General features: G+C 68.2%; 16 protein-coding genes. 6 read left to right on the top strand and 10 right to left on the bottom strand.

The annotated features are described in order from the left end of the window. Positions 1-214: 214 nt before the first annotated feature. Positions 215-673 (top strand): ion channel, encoded by a 459-nt coding sequence (locus D7006_RS06045; RefSeq protein WP_237355927.1) that lies wholly within the window; start codon positions 215-217, stop codon positions 671-673. 34 nt (positions 674-707) lie between these two features. On the opposite strand, the gene guaB is transcribed toward D7006_RS06045, so the two are convergent. Continuing rightward, entirely contained in the window at positions 708-2234 is a 1527-nt protein-coding gene (guaB, locus tag D7006_RS06040; RefSeq protein WP_169122634.1) for an IMP dehydrogenase, read from the bottom strand. 215 nt (positions 2235-2449) lie between these two features. Continuing rightward, positions 2450-2974, bottom strand: a complete 525-nt coding sequence (locus tag D7006_RS25375) for a L,D-transpeptidase (RefSeq protein ID WP_371745045.1) — start codon at positions 2972-2974, stop codon at positions 2450-2452. Between the two features lie 187 nt (positions 2975-3161). Between D7006_RS25375 and D7006_RS06030 the strand changes: the two genes are divergently transcribed. The 4 genes from D7006_RS06030 to D7006_RS06015 all read left to right on the top strand — a co-directional run bounded on the left by D7006_RS06030 (position 3162) and on the right by D7006_RS06015 (position 6724). Next, entirely contained in the window at positions 3162-3728 is a 567-nt protein-coding gene (locus tag D7006_RS06030; protein ID WP_169122636.1) for an NnrU family protein, read from the top strand. Positions 3729-3842: 114 nt separating this feature from the next. Continuing rightward, on the top strand, positions 3843-4685 hold the full coding sequence (panB, locus tag D7006_RS06025) for a 3-methyl-2-oxobutanoate hydroxymethyltransferase (protein WP_169122637.1): 843 nt from the start codon (positions 3843-3845) through the stop codon (positions 4683-4685). Next, the gene (locus D7006_RS06020) at positions 4685-5533 is read left to right on the top strand and encodes a penicillin-binding transpeptidase domain-containing protein (protein ID WP_237355926.1); all 849 of its coding nucleotides are present in this window, start codon (positions 4685-4687) and stop codon (positions 5531-5533) included. The genes panB and D7006_RS06020 overlap by 1 nt, the downstream gene beginning before the upstream one ends. A 45-nt stretch (positions 5534-5578) precedes the next feature. Further along, positions 5579-6724, top strand: a complete 1146-nt coding sequence (locus D7006_RS06015) for a benzoate/H(+) symporter BenE family transporter (RefSeq protein WP_237355925.1) — start codon at positions 5579-5581, stop codon at positions 6722-6724. A gap of 95 nt (positions 6725-6819) precedes the next feature. Here the strand turns inward: D7006_RS06015 and D7006_RS06010 are convergent, their stop codons facing one another. The 7 genes from D7006_RS06010 to D7006_RS05980 form a co-directional block, all read right to left on the bottom strand. After that, positions 6820-7809, bottom strand: coding sequence for a branched-chain amino acid ABC transporter permease (locus D7006_RS06010; protein ID WP_229645743.1), 990 nt, complete (start codon positions 7807-7809; stop codon positions 6820-6822). Positions 7810-7836: 27 nt separating this feature from the next. Then, positions 7837-8718: a branched-chain amino acid ABC transporter permease gene (locus D7006_RS06005; RefSeq protein WP_237355924.1), complete on the bottom strand. Its 882-nt coding sequence runs from the start codon at positions 8716-8718 to the stop codon at positions 7837-7839. A gap of 119 nt (positions 8719-8837) precedes the next feature. After that, positions 8838-10046: an ABC transporter substrate-binding protein gene (locus D7006_RS06000; RefSeq protein WP_237355923.1), complete on the bottom strand. Its 1209-nt coding sequence runs from the start codon at positions 10044-10046 to the stop codon at positions 8838-8840. A 56-nt stretch (positions 10047-10102) separates the two neighbouring features. Then, complete coding sequence (locus tag D7006_RS05995) at positions 10103-10816, bottom strand: ABC transporter ATP-binding protein (RefSeq protein ID WP_169122642.1); 714 nt, start codon at positions 10814-10816, stop codon at positions 10103-10105. Between the two features lies 1 nt (position 10817). Then, positions 10818-11588, bottom strand: a complete 771-nt coding sequence (locus D7006_RS05990) for an ABC transporter ATP-binding protein (RefSeq protein WP_169122643.1) — start codon at positions 11586-11588, stop codon at positions 10818-10820. Between the two features lie 251 nt (positions 11589-11839). Further along, positions 11840-12373 carry a hypothetical protein gene (locus D7006_RS05985; RefSeq protein ID WP_237355922.1) on the bottom strand — a complete coding sequence of 178 codons (534 nt, stop codon included), beginning with the start codon at positions 12371-12373 and terminating at the stop codon, positions 11840-11842. Positions 12374-12451: 78 nt separating this feature from the next. Further along, a complete protein-coding gene (locus D7006_RS05980; RefSeq protein WP_169122758.1) occupies positions 12452-13012 on the bottom strand; it encodes a peroxidase-related enzyme in 561 nt (186 codons plus the stop codon). Positions 13013-13294: 282 nt separating this feature from the next. Here D7006_RS05980 and D7006_RS05975 point away from each other — a divergent pair, with 282 nt between their 5' ends. Next, a complete protein-coding gene (locus tag D7006_RS05975) occupies positions 13295-18121 on the top strand; it encodes an NAD-glutamate dehydrogenase (RefSeq protein ID WP_237355921.1) in 4827 nt (1608 codons plus the stop codon). Positions 18122-18135: 14 nt separating this feature from the next. Here the strand turns inward: D7006_RS05975 and D7006_RS05970 are convergent, their stop codons facing one another. Beyond that, complete coding sequence (locus D7006_RS05970) at positions 18136-19995, bottom strand: AI-2E family transporter (RefSeq protein WP_237355920.1); 1860 nt, start codon at positions 19993-19995, stop codon at positions 18136-18138. Positions 19996-20004: the final 9 nt, after the last annotated feature.

The raw sequence follows: 20004 nt of genomic DNA, 5'->3' as shown, positions 1-20004 counted from the left end.
TGCCGCCCCTACCCCGACGTTAACCTTAGGCATCCCGCTGCGGAAGTGGGAACAAGTTACCGATCGTAAGCTTCCGTTTCGTCAGGTTTCAGGGCCGTGCCACCTCGCTCACGCTTCGTCGCAAGCGAAGTTTCGCGGTGCGTCGGCTCGTCCGCCATTGCGCCGGTGATATGATCGCCGCGACGCCCTTGGCGACGGAGATCGGGCTCGGGACATGGATGGAAATATAGGTTCGGGCGCGGTTCTGGCGGTGATCGCAACCTGCATCGTGCTGGCGATGCTGACCGTCGTCACCCACGCGATCTCGCTGACGGTCATCCGTCGGCGCCTCACCCACCGGATCAGCGGGAAGGTCTACGCCGACCACGTCTTCGTCGAAGCCGTCATCATCAGCGCGACGGTGCTCAGCCTCAGCCTCGTGCATCTCGCCGAAGTCTGCATCTGGGCGGCCGCCTATGTGCTGCTCGACGCGATCGGCGACCCGCGGGACGCCATCTATTATTCCCTCTCCACCTACACCACGCTCGGCCCCGACGGTGTGACCATCGCCAAGTCCTTCCGGGCGGTGGCCGGATTCGAATCGCTGATCGGGCCGATGATGGTGGCTTGGTCCACGGCCTTCCTGGTGGAATTCGTGGTCCGGATGCGCGGTGGCAACACCGGCACGGGCTGAGCCGTGCCGGTGTTCATGCAGGGGACTTTCGCCCTCAGACGCTGGTCGGGTAGTTCGGGCTCTCGCGGGTGATGGTCACGTCGTGAACGTGGCTCTCCCGCAGGCCGGCCGAGGAGATGCGCACGAAGCGGGCGCGCTCGCGGAACTCCTTCAGGTTGCTGCCGCCCACATAGCCCATGGCCGCCCGCAGGCCGCCGGCAAGCTGGTGGAGCACGGCACCCACCGGGCCCTTGTAGGCCACCTGACCCTCGATGCCTTCCGGCACGAGCTTCAGGGTATCGCGCACCTCGGCCTGGAAGTAGCGGTCGGCCGAGCCGCGGGCCATGGCGCCCACCGAGCCCATGCCGCGATACGACTTGTAGGAGCGCCCCTGGAACAGGAACACCTCGCCCGGGCTCTCATCAGTGCCGGCGAGCAGCGAGCCCACCATGGCGGCGGACGCGCCGGCCGCCAGCGCCTTGGCGAGATCGCCGGAGAACTTGATGCCTCCGTCCGCCACCACCGGCGTTCCGGTAGCAAGCGCCGCCTCCACCGCATCCATCACGGCGGTGAGCTGGGGCACGCCAACGCCCGCGACGATGCGGGTGGTGCAGATGGAGCCGGGGCCGATGCCCACCTTCACAGCGTCCGCGCCGGCATCGATCAGCGCCTTGGCGCCGTCCGAGGTGGCGATGTTGCCGGCGAGGATCTGGGTGCGGTTGGAGAGCTTCTTGATGCGCTCCACCTGGTCCAGCACCTTGCGGGAATGGCCGTGGGCGGTATCCACCACCACAAGGTCCACGCCGGCGTCGATCAGACGCTCGGTGCGCTCGAAGCCGTCCTCGCCCACCGTGGTGGCGGCGGCGACGCGCAGGCGGCCCTGCTCGTCCTTGGCGGCGCTGGGATAGGCTACCGCCTTTTCGATGTCCTTCACCGTGATGAGGCCGACGCAGCGATCGTCCGCATCCACCACCAATAGCTTTTCGATGCGGTACTGGTGCAGGAGGCGCTTGGCCTCGTCCTGGTTCACCTGCCCCTCGCGGACGGTGACGAGCCGGTCCTTGGTCATCAGCTCGGCGACACGCTGGGCGGGGTCACGGGCGAAACGCACGTCGCGGTTCGTCAGGATGCCGACAAGGCGGCCGGCGATGCCGCCGGTGCCCCGCTCCACCACCGGAATGCCGGAGATGGAATAGCGCTTCATCAGGTCGAGCGCGTCGGAGAGCGTCTGGTCGGGGTGAATGGTGACGGGGTTCACCACCATGCCCGACTCATACTTCTTCACCTGCCGCACATGCTCGGCCTGCATCTCGGGCGAGAGATTGCGGTGGATGACGCCGATACCGCCGGCCTGCGCCATGGCGATGGCGAGCCGCGATTCGGTCACCGTATCCATGGCCGCGGAAATGATCGGCATGTTGAGGCTGATGGTCTTGGTGAGCTGGGTGGTGATCTCCACCTGGCCGGGCATCACCTCGGAGGCGCCGGGCGTCAGCAGCACGTCGTCGAACGTCAGCGCCTCGCGGAAGCGCGAGCGGCTGTCGATCGCGGACGAATGCGCAGTCCCATTGGGGGTCGTCATGGCCAACTCCTGGTGGCGGCGCGGAACGCGACCGCTGGATCGGGGCCGGAACGAGGGACTGAGCCGAACCAGCCTTGGGCTGGCCGAAGGGCTCTGGAACCTCGCTACGAGTTGGCAGTGGCCGATACCATGGGTGCGCGACGAATAGAAGACCTGTTGCGAGGGATTCGCCGCAGGGCACGCATGCGCCGGACGAGGGTCGGCGGGGCGCCCGTTCAGCGCGTGACGAGAATCAGCGTGTTTCCCGCTCCGTAGGTCTGCACCAGGGAATAGAGCGTCGCGGCATTGGACGGGTGCAGCCGCACACAGCCGTGCGAGGCCGGCGCACCGAGGCGGCTCACCTCGTAGCTGCCGTGGATGGCATAGCCCCCGTTGAAGAAGATCGAGTAGGGCATGGGCGAGTTGTAGTACTTGCGCGAGAAATAGCTGCGGTACATGCGCTGGGGCCGGTAGGCGCCGGTGGGCGTGACATAGCCGCGGCGGGCAGTGGAGACCGGCCAGGAATATTGCGGCATGCCGTTCACGCTCACGGTCATGGTCTGCCGCGACAGGTCGATCCGCGCCACCACGGTAGCGGTGCCGGCGGAGGACGGTGTGGCAAAGGCCAGCGCCCAGACGAGAGAGGCCGCGAGGAGGAGCGCCGCCAGCCATCTGCCGGAAGCCGGCAACGGGCGCATCGCGGGCAGATGCCTTGCCTCGGCCCGGCCGGCACAGGGCTGCACAACCAACGGTAGACTCATGCCCGTTGCCCTCCCGTCAGCCATAGTGCCACGCTTGCGACTGCACGCAAGGTAATGCCGCCCAAGCGACATTGGCTCTTCGCCAACTGCTGGGACTCGCTGCCCGTTTCCATCCGGCTCCAGCCCAACTAAGGTCCGCCCGACGGCGGCGGACGTTTCGGGTCCGCGCCTTTAGGAGACCTGCCCCATGGTGATGATGCTGCTCGGCCTCGTGGTCTTCCTCGGCATCCATCTGGTGACGACTGTCAGGGGCCTGCGCGCCGGCCTCATCGCCCAATTGGGGGAAGGTCCCTACAAGGGCTTCTATTCCCTGCTGGCGGCGTCCGGCCTCCTGCTCACGGCCTATGGCTATGCGCTTTGGCGCGCCTCCGGTCCGCTGCAGGTGTGGAATCCGCCGGTCGGGATGCGGCACCTCACGCTGCTCCTCATGCTGTTCGCCGCCATCGCCATCGTCGCCGCCTATGTGCCGAGCCATGTGAAGGCCTGGCTCAAGCACCCCATGCTGGTGGGTGTGAAGACGTGGGCGGTGGCACACCTCCTCGCCAACGGCGACATCGCCTCCATCGTGCTGTTCGGCGCGGTGCTGGCGTGGGCGGTGTTCGACCGCATCTCGCTGAAGCGGCGCAACCTGCCGGCCCCGGTGGCGCCGAAGAACTGGGCGGGTGACGCGCTGGTGGTGGGCGGGGGGCTGGTGCTCTATCTCGCCCTCGCCTACCTATTCCATCCCTACGTCGTCGGCGTGCCGGTGATGTAGAAGCGGCCATAGCCGCAGGGGAACAAGAATAACGCACAGGTGAGGACGGCTCCCCCGGGAGCCGCGAACGACCCCGGCCGCAGCCCAGACGGCGGCCAAGCCAAGAGGAACGCCATGTCCATTCAGGCCGATGCCCGCCGCATCACCGCGCCCGAGATCCAGGCCCGCAAGGGGGGCGAGCCCATCGTGTCGCTCACCTCCTACCACGCGCATACGGCGCGCCTGCTCGACCGCCACGTGGACGTGATCCTCGTCGGCGACAGCCTCGGCATGGTGATGCACGGGCTGGAGACCACCGTCCCCGTTACCGTGGAGATGATGATCGTGCACGGCCGCGCGGTGGTGCGTGGCACGCAGCGCGCGCTCATCGTGGTGGACCTGCCCTTCGGCAGCTACGAGGCGAGCCCCACCGAAGCCTTCCACACCGCCGCCCGCGTGCTCAAGGAAACCGGCGCCGGCGCGGTGAAGCTCGAGGGCGGTCGCCGCATGGCCGAGACGGTTCGCTTCCTGGTGGATCGCGGCGTGCCGGTGATGGGCCATGTGGGCCTCACGCCCCAGGCCATCAACACGCTCGGCTCGTTCAAGGCGCGCGGCCGCGACGATGCCGAGGCCTCGATCATTCTCGATGACGCCCGCGCCATCGCCGAGGCGGGCGCCTTCTCTATCGTGCTTGAGGCCATCGCCGAGCCCCTGGCCCGCCGCATCACCGAGGAGGTGGCCCCGCCCACCATTGGCATCGGCGGCTCGCCGGCTTGCGACGGGCAGATTCTGGTGCTGGAAGACATGCTCGGCCTCGGCGACCGTGTGCCGAAGTTCGTGAAGAAGTACGCGAACCTCGGCCCAGACATCGAGACGGCGGTGGCGACCTATGCGGAGGAGGTGCGCGCCCGCACCTTCCCGGCCAAGGAGCACACCTACGCCCCGCGTCTGGTGGACAAGCCGGCCAAGGCCTCCTGATGGGGCGGACGCGCTCCGGGGCGGGAACGCCCCTCGCCCGCCTCGCCCTCACCTTGTCCCTCGCCTTGGTCCCGGCGCTCCTCGGAATGCGCCCGGCGGCCGCGGCGGAGGACTGCCTGCTCGTCACCGACCTCGAAAGCGCCCGGGTGCTGGCGAAGCAGGGGCTGTGCGCCGCGCGGCATCCGCCCAACTCCACCTTCAAGGTGGTGCTGGCGCTGATGGGCTACGACGCCGGCATCCTCAAGAGCGACAGCAAGCCCGTCTATGAGCCCCTGCCCGGCGCCGACCTCGAACGGGAGGTAACGCGCGGCCCCCAGACGCCCCGCTCCTGGATGAAGAATTCGGTGGTCTGGTATTCCGAGGTGCTGGCCGCCGAGCTCGGCCGCGAGCGGATGGCCCACTACCTCAAGATCTTCGCCTACGGCAACGAGAATATGGGCGGCGTGAAGGGCGAGGCGGAGCCCGGCAAACGCTACTGGATCTCCTCCTCCCTCGTCATTTCCCCGCGCGAGCAGATCGAGTTCCTGCGCCGCATGCTGAAGGGCGATCTGCCGGTCTCCGCCGATGCCGTCGACGAGACCATCCGCATCATGGCCATCGACGAGCAGCCCGCGGGCTGGGTGACATTCGGCAAGACCGGCTCGGGCTTTGGCCGCTTTCCGGACGGAGGCATCGACCGGTCGCGGCCGTTCGGCTGGTTCATGGGCTTTGCGAAGAAGGACGGCCGCACCGCCGTCTTCGTGCGCTACACCTCCCTCGACATGGCTTCCCCCGAATCGCTCGGACAGGTGGCCCGGCGGCAGACGCTGGCGGCGCTCGTCCCGATCCTGTCGGCTCAGGTCCCCTGAGCCTGCCGGCGGAGGCCCCCTGAAGATGTAGGCGAGGAGTTGAGCGTGCCGGTCTCCGCCATCGTGTCGGCCTTCGTCGCCGCCCTCGTGGGCTTCGGCGGCACGCTCGCCCTCATCCTCTCCGCCGCTGCCGCAGTGGGGGCGAGCCCGGCGCAGGCGTCGTCCTGGGTCGCGGCGCTCTGCCTCGCCGTGGCGGGATCGAGCGCGTTCCTCTCCATCCGCCACCGCCTGCCCATCATCACCGCATGGTCCACGCCGGGAGCGGCCCTGCTCGCCGCCTTCGGGGCGGGGATCGGCATGGAGCGGGCAGCCGGCGCCTTCCTGGTGGCGGGACTGATGATGGTGGCCTGCGCGGCGATCAAACCGCTCGGCACGCTGGTGGCGCGCATTCCCGTCGCGGTGGCGGCGGCGATGCTCGCGGGCGTGCTGGTGCGCTTCGTCACGGCGCTGGCCGAACATGCGGTGAAGAGCCCCGCGCTGGTCCTGCCGGTGGTCGCCGCCTTCTTCCTGACCCGCCGGCTCGCGCCGAGCTGGTCCGTGCCGGCGGCGCTCGTCGCCGGCATCGGGGCGGCCCTCGGGCTTGGCGCGGTCGGCCCGATGCCGGCGCCGGAACTCTCCGCTCTGGTCTGGGTGACGCCGGAGTTCGACGGCGGCGTGCTCATCAGCATCGCGTTGCCGCTGTTCCTTGTGACCATGGCATCGCAGAACCTGCCCGGGTTCGCCGTGCTCACCGCCAGCGGCTACGTGCCGCCGGTCCGGTCCATCCTCGCCACCACCGGCATCGCCTCGGTGCTCACCGCGCCGTTCGGCGCCCATGCCTCGAATCTCGCCGCCATCACCGCCGCCTTGTGCACCGGGCCGGACTGCGACCCGGACCCGCGGGCGCGGTGGAAGGCGGGGCCGGTCTATGCCCTGTTCTATCTGCTGCTGGCGGCGGCGGGCGCCTCGCTGGTGGCGGTGTTCGCGGCGCTGCCGCCGGCGCTGGTCGCCACCATTGCGGGGCTGGCGCTGATCGCCCCCCTCACCGGCTCGCTCACCGCCGCGCTGAATGTGGACAAGGACCGCACCGCCGCCATCGTGACCTTCGCCACCACGGCCTCGGGAATCAGTGCCCTCGGCCTCGGCGCGCCGGTGTGGGGACTGGCCGCCGGCCTTGCCGTCTTCGCCATGGATAACGTGCGCCGCCGCTGACCGGAGCGGCCCCCTTGAAACGAAAAACCCCGCGGACGATGGACGCCCGCGGGGTGGGAGGATGTCGGGCCGGCCACTGGCCGGAGACTGACGGCCTAGCTGTTGGCCTTGCGGGCCTTCATCTGCTGCCAGACCGCGATGACCTCGCCGACGAAGCCGCGGCGGAACAGCGAGACAGCGAGGACGAAGATGACGCCCTGGATCACCAGCACCCACTCGCCGAGGCCGGCAAGGTAGTTCTGCATGGTCACGATCACCGCCGCGCCCACCACCGGGCCGAGCACGGTGCCCATGCCACCCACCAGCGTCATCAGCACCACCTCACCCGACATCTGCCAGGCGACGTCGGTGAGCGAGGCGAGCTGGAACACCAGCACCTTGGTGGAACCGGCGAGACCCGCCAGCGCCGCCGAGAGCACGAAGGCCAGCAGCTTGTACTGATTCGCCCGGTAGCCGAGCGAGATGGCGCGGGGCTCGTTCTCACGGATCGCCTTCAGCACCTGCCCGAAGGGCGAGTGGATGGTGCGGTAGATGACGAAGAAGCCGAACAGGAAGATCGCCAGCACGAAATAGTACAGGTGGATGTCCTGGCTGATGTCGATGACGCCGAACAGCGGCCGACGCGGCACCGCCTGAAGGCCGTCCTCGCCGCCGGTGAACTTCGCCTGCAGGCAGAAGAAGAAGAACATCTGCGCCAGAGCCAGCGTGACCATGGCGAAGTAGATGCCCTGCCGGCGGATGGCGAGCAGGCCCGCGAGCAGGCCCAGCACCGCCGAGAAGGCGACACCGGCGAGGAGCGCGAGCTCCGGCGTGAAGCCCAGCACCTTGGTGGTGTGGGCGCAGATGTAGGCCGACCCGCCGAAGAACATGGCGTGGCCGAACGACAGGAGACCCGTGTAACCCAGCAGCAGGTTGAAGGCGCACGCGAACAGCGCGAAGCACATCACCTTCATCAGGAACACGGGATAGACGCCGAACGGCGCCACCAGCAGCACCGCCACCGCGGCGACTGCGAACAGGATCATGGCATTGGAGCCGGCGCCCGAGGTGGCGGGGGCGGCGGCGGGATGGGTTGCAGAGCTCATCGCTGCGGCCTCACTTCCTGGGGCTGTTCATTTGGCGGTGCCGAACAGGCCGGCGGGCTTCACCATGAGCACGAGGGCCATGATGACGAAGATCACGGTGGACGAGGCCTCGGGATAGAAGACCTTGGTCAGGCCCTCGATGACGCCGAGGCCGAAGCCGGTGACGATGGCGCCCATGATCGAGCCCATGCCACCGATAACCACCACCGCGAACACCACGATGATGAGGTTGGAGCCCATGGTGGGGCTCACCTGATAGGCCGGGGCGGCGAGCACGCCGGCGAGCGCGGCGAGGCCGACGCCGAAGCCGTAGGTGAGCGTGATCATGCGCGGCACGTCGATGCCGAAGGCCTGCACCAGGTCCGGCCGCTCGGTGGCGGCGCGCAGGTAGGAGCCGAGCTTGGTGCGCTCGATCACGAACCAGGTGGCAAGGCACACCACCAGCGAGGCCGCCACCACGAAGGCGCGGTAGTTGGGCAGGAACATGAAGCCGAGATTGGTGCCGCCCGGCAGCGGGTTGTTGTAGGGCAGGCCCGACGAGCCGTACTGCCGGCGGAACAGGCCCTCGAGGATGAGGGCTAGGCCGAAGGTCAGCAGCAGGCCGTACAGATGATCGAGATGGTACAGCCGTTTGAGCAGCGTCCTCTCGATGACCATGCCGATGATCGCCACCACGATGGGCGACAGCACCAGCGCCCCCCAGAAGGGGATGCCCGCATAGTTCAGCAACATCCACGCCCCGAACGCGCCCATCATGTACTGCGCGCCGTGGGTGAAGTTGATGACGTTCAAAAGGCCGAAGATCACCGCGAGCCCGAGGCTCAGCATGGCGTAGAAGGCGCCGTTAATCAGGCCCAGAAGCAATTGCCCGAACAGGGCCTGGGGGGGAATGCCGAGAAGCTCGAACATCGAAGACCCGTCTCGTCAGGAGGAAACGGCGGAAACCGCAAGCGACAGCCGGAACTGAGGGTACCGGAAACGAAAGAGGATCGGGCGGGCCCTGAGGACCCGCCCCACCCGATGCTGGATCAGCCCTTCTTGACGAGCGGGCAGTCCCCCTCGCCGATGGGACGGAAGGCCTCGTTGGCCGGGATGGTACCCTTCAGGGTGTAGTAGTCGTAGGGGCCCTTCGACTCCGACGGCTTCTTCACCTCATAGAGATACATGGGATGGATCTGCCGGCCATCGGCCCGCACCTCACCCTTGCCGAACAGCGGATCGTCGGTCGGGATCTTCTTCATCTCGGCCACGACCGCAGCGCCGTCCTTGGCGGACTTCAGCGCTGCGACGGCCTTGAGATAATGCAGCACGCCCGAATAGACGCCAGCCTGCACCATCGTCGGGCGCTTGCCGCCGTTGGCCGCCGCGAAGGCGTCGGCGAACTTGCGGTTAGCGTCGGTCTGGTCCCAGTACCAAGCGGAGGTCAGGTTCAGGCCCTGCGCCACCTTCAGGCCGAGCGAATGCACGTCGGTGAGGAAGATGAGGAGGCCAGCGAGCTTCTGGCCACCATCGACGATACCGTATTCCGACGCCTGCTTGATGGAGTTGATGGTGTCGCCGCCGGCGTTGGCGAGGCCGATGATCTTGGCCTTGGACGACTGAGCCTGCAGCAGGAAGGAGGAGAAGTCGGAGTTGTTGAGCGGCACCTTCACGGAGCCGACCACCTTGCCGCCGTTGGCCTTCACCACTTCGGAGGTGTCGCGCTCGAGCGCATGACCGAAGGCGTAATCGGCGGTAAGAAAGAACCAGGTGTCTCCGCCGTTCTTCACGATGGCCTTGCCGGTGCCATTGGCCAGCGCCCAAGTGTCGTAGGTCCAGTGCACGGTGTTCGGCGTGCAGGCTTTTCCGGTCAGGTCGGAGGTGGCCGCGCCGGAATTGATAAAGACCTTGTTCTTTTCCTTGGTGACGGTGTTCACCGCGAGCGCAACACCGGAATTCGGCGTGTCGACGATCACGTCCACGCCATCCACGTCGTACCACTGGCGGGCGATGGAGGTGCCGACGTCGGCCTTGTTCTGGTGATCGGCGAAGATCACGTCCACCTTGAGGCCCTTGGCGGCGGCGCCGAAGTCCTCGACCGCCTTCTTGGCGGCCCACACGGAGCCCTGGCCGCCGAGATCGGCGTAAAGGCCCGACTGGTCATTGAGAACGCCGATCTTGACAGGAACCTGGGCCTTGGCGGCGCCAGCGGCAACGACGACGCTGGCGGCGGCCAGCAATACAGCTGCAAGACGCATGATGTGTCCTCCCCTCCGGCTGGAACCGGATTTCTCTCTCTGTCAGGAACCCGGCGTCACACGCCGAGGAACGCTTCGAGACGAGCCGCGTTTTCCGCGATCTTGTCGTTTTCCACCATGTCCACCACCCGGCCGTGCTCCACCACGTAGTGGCGATCGGCGACAGTGGACGCGAAGTGGAAATTCTGTTCCACGAGCAGCACCGTGAACCCCTTCTTCTTGAGGTTCCGGATGATCTCGCCGATGTGCTGCACGATCACCGGCGCGAGGCCCTCGGAGGGCTCGTCGAGCAGCAGGAGCTTCGCCCCCGTGCGCAGGATGCGGGCGATGGCCAGCATCTGCTGCTCGCCGCCCGACAGCTTGGTGCCCTGGCTGTTGCGGCGCTCTTCGAGCCGCGGAAACAGCTCGTGCACCTCGTCCACGGTGAGGCCGCCGGGCAGCACCACGGGCGGCAGCAGCAGGTTCTCGCGCACCGAGAGCGAGGAGAAGATGCCCCGCTCTTCCGGGCAGATGGCGATGCCGAGCCGGGCGATCTTGTTGGGCGGCAATCCAACCGTTTCAGTGCCCTGATAGCGGATGGAACCGGCGCGCTTGCGCAGGAGGCCCATGATGGCCCGCATGGTGGTGGTCTTGCCCGCGCCGTTGCGGCCGAGCAGCGTCACCACCTCGCCCGGATGGACGTCGAAGGTCATGCCGTGCAGCACATGGCTCTCGCCATAGTGGCCGTGCAGGTCCTTCACCTCGAGGAGGGGAGTTCCGTTCACGGCCATCTCAATGCGCTCCACCGGTGCCCATATAGGCCTCGATCACCTGCGGGTTCTTCGACACTTCGGCATAGGGCCCCTCGGTGAGGATCTCGCCGCGCGCCAGCACGGTGATCCGGTCCGAGAGGTTGGCCACGACCGAAAGATTGTGCTCCACCATGAGGATGGTGCGGTTGGCCGAGACGCGCTTGATGAGGTCCGCCGTGCGGGCGATGTCCTCGCGGCCCATGCCAGAGGTGGGCTCGTCCAGCAGCAGCATTTCCGGCTCGAGCGCCAGCGTGGTGGCGATCTCCAGCGCGCGCTTGCGGCCGTAGGGCAGCTCCACCGCCAGATGCTTCGCGTATTGCGTCAGGTCCACGTCGGCGATCAGCTCCATGGCGCGGTCGTTGAGCGCATCGAGGCTCTTCTCCGACTGCCAGAAGTGGAATGAGTTGCCGATGGGCCGCTGCAGCGCGATCCGCACGTTCTCAAGCACGGTGAGATGCGGGAACGTGGCCGAGATCTGGAACGAACGGACCATGCCGAGCCGCGCCACATCCGCCGGCGGCGTGCGCGTGATGTCGCGGCCGTTCAGCTTGATGGTGCCGCGCGTCGGCTCCAGGAATTTGGTAATCAGGTTGAAGCAGGTGGTCTTGCCGGCACCGTTCGGCCCGATGAGGGCGTGAATCGTGTGACGACGGATCCTGAGGTCAACGTTCTTGACCGCAGCGAACCCCTTGAATTCCTTCGTGAGACCTGAAGCTTCAACGATGTAGGGCACGTCTGAGACGCTGTCCATGATCGTAAGGCGCCCTCGCTGTTCCCCGGCCGCACGTCGCAAGCGACGCGCTCCAGCCGACCTCCAACACATGGCACCTTGGCCGGTGCCCTTGATCTTGTGGCGCAAGCTATCACGCTCCGCCGAGGCTGCAATAGACCGGGCCGCCGACGAATGTCTAGCTCGATCTTACCACTATTGTATGAGCGCCGCTGCGGCAGGAGGTAATCTAAGGCCACACTCGCCGAGGTTGAGACAAAGTTGTTATCGCCTCAGGGCCCGACGGGATCGATCACCATTGCCAGACCTTGGACGGCAGCATCGGTCACGACCAGCACCACCTCGCCCGCCGGCAGGCGAAAGCGCAGGCTCTTGCGTACACCGGGGCAGGCATGCACGCCGGTGAAGGCGAGCGGGGCCAACGACTTTCCGTCCGCGAACACGTCGAGCCACGCGCCGTCCGACACCGTGATCTGATAGTCGCCACCGGGCGCGGGAACGGCGATGCGCGCGAATCCGGCCTGCGACTCCCGCCCCCGCCGGGTCGGCTGGAACGGCAGGGCGGCGGAGGCGCGATCCGACAAGGCGAGCGTAACGGCGCCCTCCAGCGGCAGGGACAGGCGCCCCCCAGCCTCCACCGTCCGAAGCGGCGATGCGAGGCGGGTGCGGGCGGACGCGAGCGGCCATGCCGCCTTGCCGCAATCCTCCCCGGCCGGTTCGGCTTTGGCGATCACCGGAGCGGCCGAGACGGCGGCGCAAACGATGGCGGGTATCACAAGCATCAACAGACGGCGTGCCGGGGCCATGCCGCGCCTCACGATCCGGAAAGGTATATCCTAATGAATATATCTTTCCGGACCGGCGGACGAGCCCTTCGGCGGACCTCAGCCCTTCGGCGTGCGCGCCTGGACGTGGTATTCCTCGTTCGGCCGCATGTCCGTCGCCGAGGCGATGCGGTTGGACATGTTGAAGAAACCGACCACGGCGCCGATGTCCCAGATGTCGCGCTCGGAAAAGCCGACCTTGCGCAGCGCCGCCCGGTCGTCTTCCTCCACCTCGTGGGGGCGCTCCGTGAGCTTGGCGGCGAAGTCGAGCATGGCCCGGCGGCGTGGGTCGAGGCGCGCGGCGCGATAGTTCATCACCATCTGCTCGCCAAGGATGGGATCACCGGAGAGCTGGCGCACCGCGGCACCGTGCGCCGTGAGGCAGTAATAGCAGCGGTTGATGCTGGAAACGACCACCGCGATCATCTCCCGCTCCAGCTTCGAGAGGCCGGACGGGGCGAGCATGAGGTCGTTATACATTCCGGCGAAGGCATTGAGCTTCGCCATGTCGAGCGCGTAGGCCTGAAGGACGTTCGGCACGAAGCCGATTTTCTCCACGCACTTGTCGAAATAAGCCTGATTCTGCGCATCAAGCTCGGCGGGCGGGATCGCGAGGGCGATCGCGGGAAGATCGTCGCGCTGGCGGGCAGGCTCGGCGGCAGGAACAGCCGTTTTCGGTGCAGAAGACTTGGCCGAAGACTTTCGGCCGGACGGCGCCGCCTGAGTTTCGGGCCTGCCTTTATTTGCGGCAGTGGCGCTTTTGGCCTTTTCCACGCCCCCTGCTGCCTTCACTTTCGATGCCATTGGGTCGCCTCGTCATTCCAGCGTCGCCGCTCCCGGCCACAACGTCATGCTCGCCGAACGCGGGACCCGCACCCGGCGACCACACAGTGAGGAAAGGCCATGAACGTCATGGGATTTCAAGCCGGTGCACACGGGCTCCACGACGAGACGGCTCTGGCCGCGATGAAGGCGCTCATCGAACGCGACGCGCCCCATCTGCCGGCCGGCTTCGCCGATACCTTCCTCGCCGCCGTGGCGCCGGAGGATCTGGCGCCGCTTCCGGCGGCCTGCATCGCTCTCCTGCTGCGCGAGGCCTGGACCCATGTGGCCGGCCGTCCCAAGGGGCAGCCGAGCGTGCGGGTGTTCAATCCGCCGCTACCGGGGCCGGCCATCACCGTCATCGAGGCGGTGAACGACGACATGGCCTTCCTGTTTGACTCGGTTGCCGGCGAACTCGCCGACCGGGGGCTGGTGGTGAAGCTTGCGGCCCACCCCATCCTGCATGTGGAGCGCGACGGCGACGGCGGGGTGCGTGGCCTGGAGAACTCCGGTCCCGGCAGCCTGTCGGAAGAGAACCGCGAAAGCCTCATCCACATCCACGTCGCCGCCATCGACGAGGCCGCGGCGGCGGAGCTGAAGGCGGGACTGGACCGGACGCTCGCCGACGTGCGCGCGGCCAATCTCGATTTCTCCGCCATGCGCAAGCAGGTAAAGAGCCTGTCGAAGGGCTACCGGCGCGAGAAGCGGCCCTATGGCGACGACGCCCGCGAGGAAGCCGCCGACGTTCTCGAATGGCTCACCGAGGACAATTTCATCTTCCTCGGCCTGCGCCACTACGAGCTGAGCGAGGACGGCCTGAAGGCCGAGGCCAATAGCGGCCTCGGCATCCTGCGCAATCCCGACGTCCACGAACTGCGCCTCGGCGATGCGCCGGTGGTGACGACGCCGGAAATCCGCGCCTTCCTCGAAGGCCCCACCCCGCTCCTCTTCACGAAGGCCAGCCTGCGCTCGCGCGTGCACCGGCGGGATGTGATGGACTATGTGGGCATCAAGGCCCACGACGAAAAAGGCCGGCTCATCGGCGAGGTGCGCCTCATCGGCCTGTTCGCCTCCACGGCCTACACCCATTCCCTGCGCGAGATTCCCTATCTGCGCCTCAAGGCGGATTCGGTCATCCGGGGCGCCGGGCTCGAACCGGACAGCCATTCCGCCCGCGCGCTGTCGACCGTGCTGGAGACCTACCCGCGCGACGACCTGTTCCAAATCGACGTGCCGACGCTGCTCGTCCACGCCCGCGAGATCCTCTCGCTCTATGACCGGCCGCGCCTGAAGGTGCTGGCTCGTGCCGACCGGTTCGATCGGTTCGTCTCCGTGCTCACCTTCCTGCCCCGCGAGCGGTTCGATGCGCAGGTCCGCGACCGGGTGGGCGCCATCCTTGAGAAATCCTACGGCGGAACGGTCACGTCGCTGGAGCAGGCGTTCGTCGCCGGCCTGCCGCTCACGCGCGTCCACTACGACATCGGCCGCACCGAGGGACGCATCCCGGAGGTGGACAAGGGCGAGCTGGAACGGGCGGTGGCGGACGCCATCCTCACCTGGCGCGACCGCCTCTCGGCCGCCGTGGCGAATGTCCCCGGAATCGACGCCGGGGATGCGGCCCGCCTGTCGCGACGCTACGTGGAGGCATTCGATCCCGGCTACCGCGCGGCCTATGGCGTGCCGACGGCGCTCGCCGACATCGAACTGCTGGAACGCCTCTCCGAGGAACGGCCCGTCGCCCTCGATTTCTACCAGCGCGAGGGTGACGACGACCGGCGCATCGCCCTGCGCCTTCTCTCCTTCGGCGCGCCCCTCCCGCTGGCGGCGCGGGTGCCCATGCTGGAGAATATGGGCCTCAAGGCCATCAACGAGCGCACCTTCCGCATCGAGCCCGCCGGCGGTCCCAAGAGCTGGGTCCACGACATGTCGCTGGAGCGGGCGGACGGGGGCTCCATCTCGGTGGAAGGCTCGGCCGCGCGGCTGGAGGACTGCCTCAACGCGGTGCTACGCGGCGCGGCGGAGAATGACGGCTACAACGCCCTCGTGCTCGATGCCGGCCTCAGCTTCCGCGAGGCGGCGCTGGTGCGCGCCCTCGGCCGCTACCTGCGGCAGGCGGGCATCCCCTTCTCGCAGGACTATATCTGGCAGACGCTAAACCGCCACGGCGCCCTCGCCCACGCCATCGTCAGCCTGTTCCAGGCCCGTTTCGACCCGGCGCTGGACACCTCGGCCGAGGCCCGCGCCGCCCGCGAGGCGCCGCTGCGCGCGGCCATCGACGACGCTCTCGCCGCGGTATCCAGCCTCGACGAGGACCGCATCCTGCGGCGCTTCGTGAATCTCGTGGATGCGGCGCTGCGCACCACCTACTACCAGAAGGATGCGCAGGGCCGCTTGCGCGAGCCCATCGCCATCAAGTTCGAGAGCGCGAAGGTGGAGGGCCTGCCCCTGCCCCGCCCGCTCTATGAGGTATTCGTCTATTCGCCCCGCGTGGAGGGGGTGCACCTCAGGTTCGGCAAGGTGGCGCGCGGCGGCCTGCGCTGGTCCGACCGGCCGCAGGATTTCCGTACCGAGATCCTCGGCCTGGTGAAGGCGCAGCAGGTGAAAAATGCGGTCATCGTGCCCGTGGGCGCCAAGGGCGGCTTCGTGCCGAAGCGCCTGCCGGCCGGCGGCTCGCGAGAGGCGGTGTTCGCCGAGGGCACGGCGGCCTACGAGGTGTTCGTCTCCTCGCTCCTCGACTTGACCGACAATCTGAAGGGCGGCGCCGTGGTGCCCCCGGCCGACACGGTGCGGCTCGACGGGGACGACCCCTATCTCGTGGTGGCTGCCGACAAGGGCACGGCCACCTTCTCCGACACCGCCAACGCCATCTCCGCCCGCCACGGCTTCTGGCTGGACGACGCCTTCGCCTCGGGCGGCTCGGTGGGCTACGACCACAAAGCCATGGGCATCACCGCCCGCGGCGCCTGGGAAGCGGTGAAGCGCCACTTCAGGGAAATGGACATCGACATCCAGACCACGCCCGTCACCGTGGCCGGCGTCGGCGACATGTCGGGCGACGTGTTCGGCAACGGCATGCTGCTGTCCTCGGCGCTGAAGCTGGTGGCGGCCTTCGACCACCGCCACATCTTCCTCGATCCCGAACCGGACCCGGCCCGCGCCTTCGCCGAGCGGCGGCGCCTGTTCGATCTGCCCCGCTCCTCCTGGGCCGACTACGACGCTTCCCTCATCTCCAAGGGCGGCGGCATCTTCCCGCGCAGTGCCAAGAGCATCGACCTCTCCGAAGAGGTCCGCGCGCTGCTGCGCTTTCCGAAGGCCAGCGCCACGCCGGCGGAGCTCATCAACGCCATCCTGAAGGCGCCGGTGGACCTGCTGTTCTTCGGCGGCATCGGCACCTATGTGCGCGCCTCCGCCGAGACCGACGCCCAGGCCGGCGACCGCGCCAATGATGCGGTGCGCATCGCCGCCGCCGATCTCAATGCCCGCGTCATCGGCGAGGGCGCCAACCTCGGCATGACCCAGCGCGGACGCATCGAGGCGGCGCGCAAGGGCGTGCGGCTGAACACCGACGCCATCGACAATTCCGCCGGCGTGAACACCTCCGACGTGGAGGTGAACATCAAGATCGCCCTCGCAAAGCCGCTGGAGATGGGCGACCTCAGCGTGCCGGACCGCGCGGCCCTCCTGAAGCAGATGACGGACGAGGTGGCGCGCCTCGTCCTCGTCAACAATTACGACCAGACCCTCGCTCTGTCCCTCGCCGAGCTGAAGGGGGCGGATGACCTCGCCTTCCAGCAGCGCCTGATGCAGATGCTGGAGGCGCGGGGCGAACTCGACCGCTCGGTGGAGTTCCTGCCCTCGGATGCCGAGATTGCCGACCGCCGCTCGCGCGGGGAGCATCTCACCCGGCCCGAGCTGGCGGTGCTGCTCGCTTATGCCAAGCTCGCCCTCAAGGACGACCTCATCGGCTCCAGCGTGCCGGACGACGCCTATCTCTCCGGCGAGCTGGTGCACTACTTCCCGCACGAACTGCAGGACCGCTATCCCCACGCCATCGAGACCCACCGCCTCCACCGGGAGATCATCGCGACGGGCCTCGCCAACGCCATCGTCAACCAGGGCGGCCCCTCCGCCATGGCCCGCATCTCAGACCAGACAGGCGGGGATGCCGCCTCCATCGCCCGCGCCTTCGCGGCGGTGCGCGACAGCTATCACCTGCCGGAACTGACCGCCGCCATCGACGCGCTGGACAACAAGGTGGACGGGCACGTCCAGCTCCAGCTCTACGCGGCGGTGCAGGACCTGATGGTGGGCCGCACCATCTGGTTCCTCGGCAACGTCTCCTTCGCCGACGGCATCGCCGGCGTGGTCGAGCGCTACCGCAGCGGGGTTGCGGCGGTTGCCGCCGCGCTCGACGAGAGCCTGCCGGAAATCTGGCGTAAGGACCGCGCCGCCCGCGTGGCGGATCTCGTCGCCCAAAGGGTGCCGGAAGAACTTGCCCGCCGCGTCGCCTCCATGCCGGCGCTGGCGGCGGCCTCCGACATCGCGCTGATCGCCGAGACCACCGGCAAGGCCATCCCCAGCGCGGCCAGCACCTTCTTCGCCGCCGGCCGCTACTTCGCCATCGACGATCTGCTCACCCAGTCCCGCAGCATCATGGCCCCGGACTATTACGACCGGCTGGCGCTGGACCGCTCGCTGGCGCAGCTCGAGACATTCCTGCGCCGCATCACTGAGGCGATGCTGGCGGAGGGCATCTCCGGCGAGGCCGCGGTGGAAGCCTATGTCGCCCGCCGCCGCGAGGAGGTGGAGCGCATGCGCCGCACGGTGCGCGACATCGCCCAGTCCGGCCTCAGCCTCTCCAAGCTGACGCTGGCCGCGAGCCTGCTGGGGGATCTGGTGAAGGGCTGAGGGGGCGAACCCCTTCAGGCCGCTCCCGCCCGCACCGGGACCACCGCGGGAGCGGCAGGCTCCGACGCGGGCGCCTCCATCTGCGCCGCCTCCACCGCGCCCTTCACGGTGGACACCGCCGCCGCCTCGCCCTGAAGCACGGGCGGCGGTTCCTCGGCCATGAAGTCGGCCACAACCACGCGCCGGCCGGTGCGGTCGCGGCTCAGGGTGCGGATGGTGTAGCGGCGGTGCGCAGGCGTCGCGGGGGAGAGATAGGCGAGGACAACCATCCCGGCCTGTCCCGTCGCCAGCCGCCGGGCGCCACCGGGCGCCGCCGCCTCGGCCGCGACACCGTCCGCGGTGAGCCGATAGACCAAAAGCTGCGCCGCCGCCTCATCAAGCGCCGAGCGGGCGGGAAGCACCAGCACCGAGGGGCCTTCTGGACGGGGACCGGCATCGTCGGCCTCCGCCCCGTCGGCCGCGACCTTGTCCTCGGGCGCCGGCAGATGCTCCAGCAGATCGGCGAGGGTGTCGCGGATGCGGACCTGACGCTCGGCATCGAGCGCGCCCCGCGCAGCATCGCGCTGGGCGAGCTTCAGCGCCGGCAGCACCACGCCGTCGCAATAGGCGTCGAGATCGGTCTGGCGCAGGACATCCTCGGCGGATGCGGCGGCCTCGATGGGGTCGCCGGCCAAGAGCCGCTGGTAGAGAAGTTCGCTGTCCGAAAGCGGCGGCCGGTCGCCGAGGGCGACGTCCAGGAATTCCAGGCTCTCCACATGACGCCCGAGCACCACGAGGCACAGGGTGAGCGGGGTGGAGAGAAGCAGCCCGATGGGTCCCCAAAGCCAGGTCCAAAAGGTGGCAGCCGCGATCACAGCCACCGGCGAGAGGCCCGTGGAGCGGCCATAGAGCAGGGGCTCGATGACGTGCCCCACCAGCGGTTCCACCACGATGAACAGCGCGAAGGCGGAAAGCACCATGGTCCAGCCGGGGTCCACGGCCAGCGCGAAGCCGATGGGCAAAGCGGCAGCCACCGCCGCGCCCACATAGGGCACGAAGCGCAGCACCGCGGCGGCGATACCGAACAGAAGCGGGCTCGGTACCCCGATGAGCCAAAGGCCGACGCCGATCACAGTGCCGAACGCGGCATTCAGCGCCACCTGCGTGAGGAAGAAGCGGGACAGCCGCCGCGCCGCGTCGTCCAGCGCCGCGGTGGTGCGCTGCATGTCGTGGGCACCGGCGAGGCGTACGAAGCGGTTTCTCAGATCCTCGCGCTGGAGCAGGATGAACAGCACGAAGATGAAGATGATGCCGATGGTCGCCAAAGGATGCAGCAGCGGCGCCATCACGGTGGAGAGGGTGCCGAGCGTACCGGGCGGCGGCTGGCGGATTTCCACCGGCAGCGGCCGCCCGCCCGTCGCGAAGGGCCCGCCCTCCTCCTTCACGGCCTTGGCCGGGTCCGGCGCCTCGAGCTCCCGCCCGAGGTCCTGGATCATGTCCATGGTCCGCTCGAAGGTGCCGGAGCCGCCGGTCGCCTCCTTCACGGAGCGGATTTTCTCGCTGAGGTTGAAACGGTATTTCGGCAGTTCGGCCACGAGATCGGAGGTCTGGAGCGCGATCACCGAGCCCAGCGCCAGAAGGCCGACGAAGGTGGCAATCACCACCACCACCGCGGCGGCCGTGCGCGGCACCCGCACCCGCCTGAGAACGAGAATGACGGGGGCCAGAACGAAGGACAGGAGGATGGCCACCGCGATGGGCACGAACACGTCGCGCCCCACGTAAAGCACGGTGACGATGGCGATGGCGGTGAAGAAGGCGAGCAGCCGGTCCCGCCCGGGCAGATCGACGCCTGCGGCCGGCCCGGGCAACGACGGATCCTGTGACTGCAGCATCGCCGCCTC

Source organism: Xanthobacter sp. YC-JY1 (assembly GCF_021730305.1).
In the GTDB taxonomy this organism is placed as follows: Bacteria; Pseudomonadota; Alphaproteobacteria; order Rhizobiales; family Xanthobacteraceae; genus Xanthobacter; species Xanthobacter flavus.
This window is presented reverse-complemented; position numbering and strand designations above follow the sequence as displayed.

Coding starts and splice junctions, on each gene's coding strand:
- D7006_RS05975 (WP_237355921.1), top strand. CDS start 13,295: ATGAACGTCATGGGATTTCAAGCCGGTGCACACGGGCTCCACGACGAG.
- D7006_RS05970 (WP_237355920.1), bottom strand. CDS start 19,995: ATGCTGCAGTCACAGGATCCGTCGTTGCCCGGGCCGGCCGCAGGCGTC.
- D7006_RS06010 (WP_229645743.1), bottom strand. CDS start 7,809: ATGAGCTCTGCAACCCATCCCGCCGCCGCCCCCGCCACCTCGGGCGCC.
- D7006_RS06030 (WP_169122636.1), top strand. CDS start 3,162: ATGGTGATGATGCTGCTCGGCCTCGTGGTCTTCCTCGGCATCCATCTG.
- D7006_RS06020 (WP_237355926.1), top strand. CDS start 4,685: ATGGGGCGGACGCGCTCCGGGGCGGGAACGCCCCTCGCCCGCCTCGCC.
- D7006_RS05990 (WP_169122643.1), bottom strand. CDS start 11,588: ATGGACAGCGTCTCAGACGTGCCCTACATCGTTGAAGCTTCAGGTCTC.
- D7006_RS05995 (WP_169122642.1), bottom strand. CDS start 10,816: ATGGCCGTGAACGGAACTCCCCTCCTCGAGGTGAAGGACCTGCACGGC.
- panB (WP_169122637.1), top strand. CDS start 3,843: ATGTCCATTCAGGCCGATGCCCGCCGCATCACCGCGCCCGAGATCCAG.
- D7006_RS06045 (WP_237355927.1), top strand. CDS start 215: ATGGATGGAAATATAGGTTCGGGCGCGGTTCTGGCGGTGATCGCAACC.
- D7006_RS06000 (WP_237355923.1), bottom strand. CDS start 10,046: ATGCGTCTTGCAGCTGTATTGCTGGCCGCCGCCAGCGTCGTCGTTGCC.
- D7006_RS06005 (WP_237355924.1), bottom strand. CDS start 8,718: ATGTTCGAGCTTCTCGGCATTCCCCCCCAGGCCCTGTTCGGGCAATTG.
- D7006_RS05985 (WP_237355922.1), bottom strand. CDS start 12,373: ATGGCCCCGGCACGCCGTCTGTTGATGCTTGTGATACCCGCCATCGTT.
- guaB (WP_169122634.1), bottom strand. CDS start 2,234: ATGACGACCCCCAATGGGACTGCGCATTCGTCCGCGATCGACAGCCGC.
- D7006_RS25375 (WP_371745045.1), bottom strand. CDS start 2,974: ATGAGTCTACCGTTGGTTGTGCAGCCCTGTGCCGGCCGGGCCGAGGCA.